We start from the raw sequence: 11,703 nt of genomic DNA on the forward strand, positions 1-11,703 counted from the left end.
CAGCCACTTCCCTTCGCTGTACTCAAGCACGCTGAAACCGTTGTCTTGCACCGAGATCGCGTAATTGCGGCTCTCGAACACAGCCTCCTGGTTTAACAGGTGGAACAACTTGCCGAGATCTTTACCAATGCGCTTCAGGTCGCGGGTTTCATCACCAAGACCGACCGACAATTGCACCATCGAGACCGTGATCGCAACGATCGCAACCACCATCAATAACTCCCAGAGAGTGAAGCCCCGCTGAGAAATACCGAAAAACGATTTGCCTCTAGGAATCGAGATTCCAGTTTCCGATGTCGGCAGCTTCACCTTCACCTCCGGCCGCAGCATCGGCACCGAGCGAAAATACGTCAAACTCGCCGTTTGATCCCGGATACAGATACTGGTAGGGATTGCCCCAGGGGTCCTTGTTGAGTTTCTTGATATAGCCACCTTCGCGCCAGTTTTTGGTGCCTTCGCCCGAGGGTTTGTTGACGAGTGCGTCAAGCCCCTGCTCGCCCGACGGATAGACGAAGTTATCGAGCTTGTAGAGTTCGAGCGAGGATTCGAGCACGCGGATATCGCTCTTGGCCTTGCTGATACGGGCATCATCGACCCGTCCAGCGACCTTGGGGGCAATATAGGCGGCGAGGATCGCGATGATGGCGACCACGACGATTATTTCGAGTAGGGTAAAACCCCGGTTACTGTGTAGTTTCTTCATATTCAGTTGGATTGTCGGGTTGGGCTATGGTTCATTGTATACGTAGCCCATACCAGCGCAATTGCAATCGCCATCAGCAGGCCATACAGGTGGGCATCAACGATAACCCGGGCACCGATGATATCTCCGGTGTTGAAGTCATAAAAGTTAAATTGTTCCATTAAGACCTTTATCACTATTGCGGCAACCACCAGGATCGCAATCAAGCGATCGCGTGGAAACAGGCTGATCGCGCCCAGCACGTAAAGGCCGTACAAAATACCGGAGTGACCCGCATAATCCAGAACTTCAGGATTAAAAAGGGTAATCAAGGCCGAAATACCGATGCCCAGGATCAGGGTACTGATAAGCCAACGTTTAGCCGACCATCCGGGGGTGGTAAGACTCACGCAGACCACCAGTCCGAGTCCATTGAGTAGCAGATGCATCCAGCCGACGTGTACCCAGTGAGCGGTGACGATACGCCATACCTGGCCCGTTGAATTCCAGTCGCGCTCATAGCGAAAATGCTCGGGTCCGATCAACTGAAATAACGTCATAACCGGGATAATCGCGGCCACATAACGCCAGTCCGGAGATGCCTTGATGCGTTGCCACACAACTACACCAGTTCGTTCATATCGAAGATTGGCACCAGGATCGCGAGCACTATAAACAACACCACGATCCCCATAAATAAGATCATCGCCGGTTCGAACAGTGCGACAAAAAGCGCGGTGACGCCGGCAAACTCGGTTTCCTCGGCACGCGCCGAGCGTTCCAGCATTTCACCGAGCCTGCCGCTTGCCTCACCATTCTGTACCAGTTGCAGTACCAGTGGGCTGAAATAACCGGTTTTTTCGAGCGCGACCGAAATATGCTCACCCTCTCGAACCCGGGCCGCGGCCTTCTCAACTGAAGCCTTAATCGGTTGACTATTGATGACCTCGGTCGAGATATGCATCGAATCGAGCGCGGTGACACCGCTGGAGACCAGGATACTCATGGTACGCGTAAAGCGCGCGGTGTTGGCGAGCTTTACCAGGTACGCGATATACGGCAGGCGCAGCCACAAGCGGTCGCGCAGGTTGCGGAATTTGGGTAACTTGACCAGCTGGGTGTAAATCACCATCGCGAGTATGACGCCGATAATTAATTCGACGCCGTAACTTTTAAAAAAGTCCGAAATTGAAATTAACCAGGTTGTCACCATCGGCAATTCCTGGTCAAAGCCCTCGAACACCTGCACGATTTTCGGCACCACGAAGGTAAGCAATGCGGCCACCAGGCCGAACGCAACCACCGACAATAGAATCGGGTAAATCAGTGCCTGCCCGGTGCGGCGCTGCAGGTCCTGTTTCGCCTCCATGTAATCGGCGAGGCGTTCCATGACGACATCGAGCAATCCGGACTGCTCACCGGCATGCACCGAGGCGCAATACATCGAATCGAAAATACGCGGAAATTCACGCAGGGCCTCGGAAAGCGGAAAACCTTCGAGTATGCGCGCACGCACCGCGAGCATAACGTGCTTGGCCGCGGGCTTTGGAGTCTGGCGTGAAACCGCGTGATAAGCCGATTCAACCGGTTGCCCTGCACTGATCAAAGTTGCCAGCTGGCGCGTGATCAACGAGAGCGTCGCAACATTGATCTTATTGCGTCGGGTTTTACCGGCGTCCTTCGTTTCTCGGGAAGTCACCTCGCCGATCTCGACCGGCATCAGGCTCATGCCGCGTAACTGCTGCCGTGCCTGCCTGGCGGTATCCGCCTCGATCAATCCCTTCTGGGTATTACCATCGACATCAACAGCCTGATATTCAAACGCCGCCATAATCGCGTCATCCCACCAGCACTGTCATCCTGCAGCGCCAATTTATCATCCCGCGGCTTGACCCGATGCGTCGAACCGGCGGGATCCAGCACAAATAATAATTCAGGATACCGCGGTCAAGCCGCGGTATGTCATCGAAGCTGAGTCCCCAATCAACAAGATCCCGGATTAGTCCTTCGGACTTTCGGGGATGACATGGATCACCCACCATCCCGGGTCACCCGCAACACTTCGTCCAGCGTCGTCTCACCCATTACTACCTTGCGAATGCCGTCTTCCCGCAAACTGCGACTCTGTGTCCGGCAATAACGCTCAAGTTTTGGCTGACTGGTGCCATCGTGAACCATGGTCGAGAGCGTCTCGTCAACCTCGATTAATTCATAAATCCCGGTACGCCCGCGAAAACCCGTGTGTAGGCATTCGCTACAACCGTTGGCCTGGTAAATTACATCATCGCCGCTAATCTTAAATCCGTTTACCTCCTCGACATCGAGCTGAGTGACAGATTTACATTCCGGGCACAGCTTGCGCACCAGACGTTGCGACAACACACCCAACAATGTCGATGACAACAGGAATGGTTCGACACCCATATCCTGCAGGCGGGTAATCGCGCCCACCGCGGAATTGGTATGCAGAGTCGATAATACCAGGTGCCCGGTCAGGCTCGCCTGTACCGCAATCTGCGCGGTCTCGCTGTCGCGAATCTCACCGACCATGACTACATCCGGGTCCTGGCGCAGAATAGCACGCAGCCCCTTGGCAAAGGTCATATCGACCTTGGTGTTAACCGGGGTTTGACCGATACCGTCGAGATCGTATTCGACCGGGTCTTCGACGGTCAGAATATTGCGGCTGGCATCGTTCAACACCGACAGCATCGCATAGAGCGAAGTGGTCTTACCTGAACCGGTTGGCCCAGTTACCAGGATGATTCCGTGCGGCTTCTGGATGATACCTTCGAGCCGCTTCTGCTCGACATCGCCCATGCCAAGTTGCTGCAAATCAAGACGCCCGGCCTGCTTGTCAAGCAGCCGCAACACCACTCGTTCACCATGACCGGAGGGTAATGTCGACACCCGAATATCAACCGGGCGATTGGCCACTTTGAGCGCAATGCGTCCATCCTGCGGTAAACGCTTTTCGGCGATATCAAGCTGCGCCATAACCTTGATGCGCGACACCAGCAAACTCGCGATCTGGCGCGGCGGCTCGAGCACCTCGCGTAGGACACCGTCAACACGGAATCGAATCGACAGCCTGGATTCAAACGGTTCTACGTGAATATCCGATGCGTTCTCCTTGATCGCCTCGGTAATCAGCGCATTGATCAGGCGGATGATCGGCGCATCGTCGTCGCTTTCGAGCAGATCCTCGGGCTCGGCGAGTTCACGCGCGACATCGTCGAGGTTAAGTTCGCCACCGATTTTCTCGGCCTCGTTAAACGATGTTTCGCGGTTACCTTCAAAATGTTGCCCCAATAAGCGGTTAAACTCGAGATCCGATTCGACCTCGATTTCATCGACCATCCCGAGCAGGCGCTGAGCCTCGGAAACTGCTTCGGCAGGCGCGCTGTTTTTAAGGGTCAACTTCAATTTACCAGACGCCGGCGACATCGCCGCTATGACACCGTAGCGCTTGCAAAATGAGTATGGGAGCTCTGCGTTTGTCGACATTGTATGCTGGGGTTAAAACAAAGTACCAATTATACTAGACTACCTGATAAGCGGCACAAGTATCTACGTTAGCAATTATGTCTCATTCCACTGAGGCTCTAGCAGTTATCCGGCAATAAATTCGGTATTTTACCAGTAAGATAATAAGCAATTAATCCAATCCATTCATGCATCGCCTGTTTCAAATGACCTGCATGTCCAAGCAAATTAAAATTAATCTCAAGCAGGTTACCTGGATTTACCTGGTGGTCGACGGGATAGGGAATCAAAGACCAGCTATTTTGGCAAAAAACACCGATCGATCGAGGCATATGGAAGGCCGTTGTAACAAGTAGCCATTTGGAGTTGACGGAAGGTTTTACTAACTGTTTCGTGTAAAAGGCATTTTCAGCGGTATTTTTGGCCCGGCTTTCAAATTGAATTCGCTTTATATCGAGATCCAATTGATGCAGATGAAGATTAAGAATAGTCGCTTCAGTAGGTTTGTTCCGATTGACGCTGGCATTACCCCCGGTAAATACCAGTTTAGCCTCAGGGTATCTGCGAGCCAGCGTGGTAAAGCTGGTCAATCGCTCAGCCGCGTAATTCATCTCTAGCTGTCGCCATGCCTGGCTCTTTTCCGCATCTATCGATCCTCCGAGCACGATAATGCCATCAATCTGTACGGGTAATTCAGGATTATGTTCAAAACGAGTTTCCAGAGGGTAAAGCATCCAGCTGCCTATCGGGAACAGGCTCAAGAAGACAACCGTAGCAAAAATAAAGATCAAAAAACGTCGTGCAAGAATATGATATTCCAAATAATGCAGCACTGCAGTACACAGTAATAGAAAGACAAATAGACTATCCGGGGAGATAACGTTCCATATGAACTTTGAACTGTAGAAAAACAGGTCGTCCATTGCTTCGAATTACTATCTTGCCCCTTTGCCAAAAATAATGATTTCAACGGTTTGCAATATAATGAGGCAATCGAGGAACAGTGAATGATTCTTGACGTAATACATGTCATAGAGATGCTTGTGATAAGCGTCTTCCATTGATGAACCATATGAAAAGTTGAGCTGGGCCCAGCCAGTCAGGCCGGGTTTCAATACATGCCTTTCCTTATAATAGGGAATATGTTCTGAAAGTTCGCTGATGAACTCAGGTCTTTCCGGCCTGGGGCCCACAAAGCTCATATCACCCTTAATGACATTTACCGCCTGCGGTAGTTCATCAAGACGATACTTCCGTAAAAAACTACCGACTCCGGTCACCCGACTGTCGCCCTCACTAGCCCATACAGCATTCCCTTCTCTTTCGGCGTTCGAGATCATGCTCCTGAATTTATAAACGTTAAAGCTGCTGCCGTATTCGCCGATCCGCATCTGCCGGTAGATAACCGGGGCCCCAATACCATCCTCGGCCCATATCGCAATCACGATCAAAACCTGTACCGGAAAGCTCACAACTAACAAAACGAAGCTTGCGACCAGATCGAACAGACGTTTTATAATATTCCGGAGTCGGGATTGGTTAAACCCATCGCTGGTAACCAGCCAGGTAGGGTCCATGATATCGATACGGATTTGTCCTGCTTCTCTTTCGAAAAAAGTCAGGATATCCAGGACATTGATGCCATTTAATTTACAATCAACCAGCTCATCAATTTTAACCCTGGATTTAATATCGCTCGTAGCAACCACAATCTCATCGATGGAGTATTTGTTCACATACTCCAGCAAAGGAGAATCAATCGTAACGATTCTTTTTTCGTCAACCTGGGGATTCTGGTCATCCAGTAACGCATATCCAAAAATATCAAATCCTCTCCGATCAGACTTGCGCCTTAACTTCTTGTCGATATACGAGGCATCGGCTCCTGCCCCGTAGACCAGTACTCTGGATTTAAAAACCGAAGTATCGACCAATTCAAAAAACAGGGTTCGTACTGTGCCAATAATAAAAAACGACTGAACGTAAACGAGAGCTAGGACGCCACGCCCTAAAAATAAGTCTGGAAACAGGTAAAAAATCAAAACGACCATTATGCTCGACATGACCATGCTGATCGCTATTCGAATCAGGACACCAGCCATACCTTCCCTGAGCCGTCCCACGTATAGGCCAGTCGACAACGTGGTAATCGCAGTGATCAGCGTTATGACAACCGCACTGTCCAACAGGCCAACCGCGATATCGGCAAAATCCTGGCCTACGCTATAAAATCGGATAAAGATGGCACTATAAACCGAACCATAGACAACACAGGTTTCGGCAATGAGCAGAATTAAGAAGGGTGTCTTGAGATGTGACTTAAATACTTGAACTGATGCCAATCCCTTGTCCTTTTTCTAATATGACTGGTCTCGTTTGAGACTTGTAATCAAATATTATCAGAAAGGAGCTGATTTATGATGGATTTTTGGCGTTTTATGAAGAATCGGTGAGAGTGTCCCCAGAATAAAGAAAGCCATAACACTCGAGAATATAACTACCACGAAGATCCCATCGCTAGCTGAGACCAGTTTTGCGAGCACCGACATGATGCAGGTGCCGATCAGGATACCTGCCCCATTTCCAAGAATTTGGCGGCTCGCTTCACCAATGGACCGGTTATAGCTGACGATAGCGCGCTTACTCAGGCGCACGCAGACTAATAGAATCGTAGAATATACCAATACCTGCAATAACAAAGTGCTCCCCCATGCAACTGAAAAAAGCAGGCTAGAAAGAAAGAATGTTACGCCCAGAACCGCAAAATCTACTACCCGATTCAATACCCTGAAATCAGTATTTTGTATAAAAGACATTATCTGGGTTTCCTGTAGGTTTATTCGCAACAGACGGCAAGTTTATTGAACCTGTCATTCCATTCCGTTAAGTAGCTCACATATATTCTAAAATTCAATAGCGATCCGAATTTACGAAAATAAGATTACAAATTCGACTCTTTCATTAATTTAATAACAAGAGTAATTAAAGAATCATGATCGGGGACAAGAATTCAGTAATTGAGAACCAGGTCTCAGCCGCACCTCTAGTATAAATTGAATGGAACCAGCAGATCGCTTATCGTAATGTTTTAATCTGTTACAGTGCTTCAGGAACCATAGCAATTGGCCGCTCAAGAACATTCAGAAAGATAAAACGCGGGATGCCAGGACCCTCTTGAGAAATATGCTTTCATACTATCAAAGCAATAAAGTCTGCTTGCAATTGATGCTATTGATAATTGCCGTTCCCCTCATTTTCTGGCCTGACGCACAAACTTTTATAAATGCCTGGACGAACACCTCTGCCTACAATCATGGATTTTTTATACTCCCCATATCTCTCTGGCTACTACATCGACAAAGGCAATCCATATCGGCTACAGAGACTGCAACAGAACCTTTAGCATTGGTAGCATTAGCTGTTGCGTTATTGCTCTGGTTTCTCTCTTTCATTATCAGTGTAAATGTCACCCAGAAATTCGCCTTGATAGCCTTGATCCCGATATCCACCTGGATTTTATTTGGTCGTAAACTGCTCATAAAAGTGATATTTCCAATGGCTTTCCTGTTTTTCATGATTCCCGTCGGGGCAATCCTGGTGCCCCCACTGATGGAAGTTACCGCCGATATTACGGTGTCGATGATAGAACTGAGCAGGATACCGGTGTATAGAGACGGACTATTTTTTATCCTGCCAACGGGTAACTGGTCGGTCGTCGAGGCCTGCAGCGGTTTGAATTACCTCGTGGCATCACTCACTTTGGGCATGCTCTATGCGTATTTAACCTATCGATCTTTTACCAAAAGACTGCTCTTCGTTCTGGCAATAGCCATTTTTGCGCTTATCGCCAATGGGCTTCGCGCTTATGGCATCGTCATAATTGGCCACTTGAGTAACATGCAATATGGCACTGGTGGCGATCATCAGTTTTATGGATGGTTATTTTACGGATTCCTTGTATTTTGGGTTTTTTACCTGGGAAATATCTGGGCTGATAAACCTCTCTTATTTGAGGCTAAGTCAAATGAAAATACTGTAAATCCGTCACAGGGTAGCCCTCCAATAATACTTTTCGTCATTATCTTTTCAATCATGATTTCGGTTCAGTTATTTGCCAGGGAAACAGTTCACTTTGATAATTCCGGGATAGATACCCTCAGTTTTCAATTACCAGAAGAATTTGGAGATTGGCAATACTCGTCCAACCTGGAACTGGGCTGGGAACCCCAGATTGTAGGTGCAAGTATCGCGAAAACCCAATCGTACAGTCTAGGAAACGATATAATACAGATTAGCCTGGGGTATTATCCACGACAATCACAGGGAGCCGAAGCGGTAGGCTGGCATAACCGGGTTGTGGGCTCGGGCAGGGAAAAATGGATCGTATTTGGGAAAACCGATTTGAATATCGGTGGCTTCTCCGTCACAGAAACAGAAATCTATCAACAAGAGAGGAAAATACTGATCTGGAACTGGTACCTGGTAGGCAACAGGGATACTGCTGACCCAAAAATTGCCAAGATATACAATGCGCTCAATATCATCCTGTATCGAAGGAATGATGCTGCTTTCCTGACGCTGGCAACGCCGATAAACCAAAACAGGCTCGACAGCCGCAAAAAACTGGAGGCATTTCATGAAAAGTCTCACGGCGAATTACACCGGATTCTATCCAGTGTGATTTTAGAGACCAGAATGGAATCCCATGAGTAAGACTGCAGATAGTTGCCAGTCCTAATAAAGATTCAGCACATTGCGCCAACATAGAAAGCCGTTAGTTTACAGCCAGCTACCCAATATTATGATTTTCTCTCAACCTTCGTCATATCCTGAGGGATTCAAATCTTGCCAGCGCCAAGCATCCGTGCACATATCCTCGATTGACCGCCCGGCACTCCAACCCAACAATTGTTTCGCCAATGTGGGATCAGTCCAGCACTGGGCAATGTCTCCGGGCCTGCGACCGACAATCTCAAACGCTACCTTCTGACCGGTTACACGTTCGAAAGTTTCGATCATCTGGATGACAGAAATCCCCTGCCCGGTTCCTAAATTGACGGTTAACAAGCCATTATTAATTTGACAATATCGTAATGCGGCAAGATGACCTTCAGCGAGATCCATCACATGGATGTAGTCTCGCACGCCACTGCCATCCGGAGTTGGATAGTCACCACCGAAAACCTGAAGTTTATTTCTACGGCCAGACGCCACCTGCGCAATGTACGGCATGAGATTATTGGGAACTCCCTTCGGGTCCTCTCCGATCAATCCGCCTGCATGTGCACCCACTGGATTAAAATAGCGCAATCGACCGATGCTCCAACCTGGCTCGGCCACAGCAAGATCCGAGAGAATGTTTTCTACCATCAGCTTCGAACCTCCATATGGGTTAGTCGCCGAACACGGGAAATCTTCGGTGATCGGCAATGAGTGTGGATCACCATAAACGGTGGCAGATGATGAAAATACAAGGGTCTGAAGCTTCACCTTTTTCATTGCGATGAACAAACTTAGCGAACCGTTGACGTTGTTATCATAGTAATCGACGGGTTTTTCTACAGACTCTCCAACTGCTTTGAGTCCGGCAAAGTGAATGACAGCATCGAAACTCTGTTTGGAGAAAATATCATCGAGTAAAGGACGATCCCGGATATCGCCTCTATAAAACACAGGACGAACACCGGTAATGCATTCAATTCTATCGAGCACACCAGGATTGCTGTTACAGAGATTGTCGATTATCGAGACTTGGAATCCTGCTTCCAGCAAAACAACGCAAGTATGGGAGCCTATGTACCCTAGCCCACCAGTAATAAATATATTTTTCATTTGCGCCAAATTTCTACCTTTGACTCCACATATTGCTCGAGGAAGTCTGGTTGATTAAGATGCCATCGCCCTTGCGAGTTCGATAGCCTGATTCTTCTCGCTGGTAATTTTCGAGTATCCCAACCTGTACTAATTTGAAAACAGGTAATTTAATTCAAAACTGAAATAAAAACCCGGCATATCGATATGTTTAAAAATATTCAACCTTGAAGCGGTTACTCCATCGTCAAAACTAATTTTTAAAATTCGCCCATTGTCCGTTGATACAAAAATCTCCCCCGCGTCACTTTGGATAATCGAACGAAACCGTTCTTTTAATTCTCCAAGCAGGCGTTCTTCAAAGATAACACGTCCAGTGCTGTCCAAAACCAGGCGATTTAAATGCCTTTGTACCAATGCGGTCGAAAACAGGTTGCCATCCCACTCAGCTAAATTCGTTCCCTGGTAAACCAGTAAACTAGCTGGCGCTATCGAGGGATTCCAGATTTTAAAGGGTCTCTCAATCCCGGCCTTTTCCGTGCCCTCGCCTATTGATGCGCCCGAAGCATATTCTTTACCATGACTCACTACTGGCCAGCCATAATTTCGGCCAGCTAAAATTAAATTTACCTCATCGCCTCCGCGAGGGCCGTGTTCATTGCTCCATAATCTACGAGTCGCTTTATCATAGAAAAGACCCTGGGGATTTCTGTGCCCATAGCTCCAGATTTCATTTTGCGCATTATCGACCGCAACAAAGGGGTTATCTTCAGGCACGGTACCATCGAGGTTTAAACGAATTATCTTGCCAGCATGATTCGATAAATCCTGTGAATTGGGTCTGTGCCCCCTGTCCCCGGTCGACATAAAAAGATGATTCTGATCGTCGAAAGTAATTCGGCTGCCACAATGTCTGAAGTCATCGGTTGCATCATGTTTAGCTATGAACAAATCTTCCCAGTCAGAAATTTCGTTATTTTCAACTCTAGCGACTGCAAGGCTGGTATTACCACTACCGCCGATATCCTTTGCATAAGTAAAATAGACGAGGTGATTTACTTCGTAGTCAGGTGAAACTTTGACATCAAGTAATCCGCATTCACCCTTATGAAAAAGATTGTCGAGTTGTATTATAGTTAGATATTGGCCGGACGATAGATCAAGTATACCTATATTCCCGGACCGCTCGGTATAAATCAATGAGTCTTCATCAAGGAAATCCATAGCCCACGGAAGGTCCAGGCCCGCTGCAACTTCTTCGACTATCACTGGCATACCTTCGCTGTATAGCAGCCAAACCACATTGCCTCTGTTTTTAAAAACATAGGCCAGATAAATCGCGACTAGAATAGTTAATAAAAAGGTAGCGTAGATTAGTTTCTTAAACATGAATCAATTCTATAAACAGGCAAATACTATTTTGGAGACGATATTTTGCGACACCTAAAGCTTTTAGATCAAAGATAAAAACATATGAGAGAAATCATATATAATTAGCTGGAGCGTTAGGAGTTAAGTCAAATTCGTTAATTTTTATACAATCGGGCCGGTGACAGATTCCATTAATATTGGTGACCAATATAATGATGCCGCTATATACTGTCAGAATCACCGAAGCTTTGGTACCACGCATCAGGTGAGAATATGTGGCTGCTATCTGATAATTTGCTGTGATACACAAAAAAGTCCGACTGAAGATTTCGGAAGACAAATCCCGCGGAAAT

11 protein-coding genes are annotated in these 11,703 nt (G+C 47.6%); 1 reads left to right on the plus strand and 10 read right to left on the minus strand.

The window, feature by feature from the left end:
- The 8 genes from OES20_17850 to OES20_17885 all read right to left on the minus strand — a co-directional run.
- On the minus strand, window positions 1-309 hold a 309-nt coding region (locus OES20_17850; protein MDH3636558.1), incomplete at its 3' end, for a prepilin-type N-terminal cleavage/methylation domain-containing protein.
- Window positions 269-703 carry a type II secretion system major pseudopilin GspG gene (gene gspG, locus OES20_17855; GenBank protein ID MDH3636559.1) on the minus strand — a complete coding sequence of 145 codons (435 nt, stop codon included), beginning with the start codon at window positions 701-703 and terminating at the stop codon, window positions 269-271. The genes OES20_17850 and gspG, both read right to left, overlap by 41 nt.
- Window positions 704-705: 2 nt before the next feature.
- Window positions 706-1,302: a rhombosortase gene (rrtA, locus tag OES20_17860; GenBank protein ID MDH3636560.1), complete on the minus strand. Its 597-nt coding sequence runs from the start codon at window positions 1,300-1,302 to the stop codon at window positions 706-708.
- A 2-nt stretch (window positions 1,303-1,304) separates the two neighbouring features.
- Window positions 1,305-2,513: a type II secretion system inner membrane protein GspF gene (gene gspF, locus OES20_17865; GenBank protein ID MDH3636561.1), complete on the minus strand. Its 1,209-nt coding sequence runs from the start codon at window positions 2,511-2,513 to the stop codon at window positions 1,305-1,307.
- 200 nt (window positions 2,514-2,713) lie between these two features.
- Window positions 2,714-4,189 (minus strand): type II secretion system ATPase GspE, encoded by a 1,476-nt coding sequence (gene gspE, locus OES20_17870; GenBank protein MDH3636562.1) that lies wholly within the window; start codon window positions 4,187-4,189, stop codon window positions 2,714-2,716.
- A 98-nt stretch (window positions 4,190-4,287) separates the two neighbouring features.
- Window positions 4,288-5,091 carry a YdcF family protein gene (locus OES20_17875; protein MDH3636563.1) on the minus strand — a complete coding sequence of 268 codons (804 nt, stop codon included), beginning with the start codon at window positions 5,089-5,091 and terminating at the stop codon, window positions 4,288-4,290.
- 12 nt (window positions 5,092-5,103) lie between these two features.
- Window positions 5,104-6,510, minus strand: coding sequence for a TIGR03013 family PEP-CTERM/XrtA system glycosyltransferase (locus OES20_17880; GenBank protein MDH3636564.1), 1,407 nt, complete (start codon window positions 6,508-6,510; stop codon window positions 5,104-5,106).
- A gap of 57 nt (window positions 6,511-6,567) precedes the next feature.
- On the minus strand, window positions 6,568-6,984 hold the full coding sequence (locus tag OES20_17885; GenBank protein ID MDH3636565.1) for a hypothetical protein: 417 nt from the start codon (window positions 6,982-6,984) through the stop codon (window positions 6,568-6,570).
- A 367-nt stretch (window positions 6,985-7,351) separates the two neighbouring features.
- Here OES20_17885 and xrtA point away from each other — a divergent pair, with 367 nt between their 5' ends.
- The gene (gene xrtA, locus OES20_17890; protein MDH3636566.1) at window positions 7,352-8,881 is read left to right on the plus strand and encodes an exosortase A; all 1,530 of its coding nucleotides are present in this window, start codon (window positions 7,352-7,354) and stop codon (window positions 8,879-8,881) included.
- A 99-nt stretch (window positions 8,882-8,980) separates the two neighbouring features.
- Here the strand turns inward: xrtA and galE are convergent, their stop codons facing one another.
- A complete protein-coding gene (galE, locus tag OES20_17895; GenBank protein ID MDH3636567.1) occupies window positions 8,981-10,000 on the minus strand; it encodes a UDP-glucose 4-epimerase GalE in 1,020 nt (339 codons plus the stop codon).
- 129 nt (window positions 10,001-10,129) lie between these two features.
- Window positions 10,130-11,368 (minus strand): PQQ-dependent sugar dehydrogenase, encoded by a 1,239-nt coding sequence (locus OES20_17900; protein MDH3636568.1) that lies wholly within the window; start codon window positions 11,366-11,368, stop codon window positions 10,130-10,132.
- Window positions 11,369-11,703 lie beyond the last annotated feature (335 nt).

The sequence above is a fragment of the Gammaproteobacteria bacterium genome, assembly GCA_029862005.1.
Taxonomy (GTDB): Bacteria; Pseudomonadota; Gammaproteobacteria.